The sequence below is a fragment of the Kordia sp. genome (genome assembly GCF_050633145.1).
Lineage (GTDB): Bacteria > Bacteroidota > Bacteroidia > Flavobacteriales > Flavobacteriaceae > Kordia.
On the sequence record NZ_JBOEFY010000112.1, the window covers coordinates 1 to 469 of the forward strand.

The following is a 469-nucleotide window of genomic DNA, read 5'->3' on the forward strand; positions in this document are numbered from 1 at the left end:
TAGCTGCAATCTCAGGTGAATCGTGAACGATTAAAGCCAACGAAACTACATTGAAACAACCTGTCAGCACATTTTCAACACGTACATAAATCGTTTGATTGTATGGGTTGATGTTGGTATAACTATCTGCAAGCGGATTCAAATCATTGTTTGCATCTTCTGGAGTTTCATGATAAGTAACATTAATACCTGTTATCATTCCGCCTGTTACTTGTGCTTCCGTATTTCTAATATCAAAGATTCCAAAACCATCATTGTCTGTGTCACAGTATTCTAATGGTGTTACAGTATTTGCTTCTGGTGCTTCACTCACAACAATATTAAAGTTTGTTACATTAAAACAACCTGTTGTACCGTTTTCAATTCTAGCATATATGGTTTGTGGATTGCTGGTGTTTGTAAATGGAGATGCTAATGGATTTGTGTTGCTATCTGCATCAGCTTGACTGAGATAATATTGAACAGAGAC

1 pseudogene is annotated in these 469 nt (G+C 36.2%); it reads right to left on the bottom strand.

The features are described from left to right. Positions 1 to 469: pseudogene (locus ACRBBL_RS27460) on the bottom strand (T9SS type B sorting domain-containing protein); the annotation flags it as partial.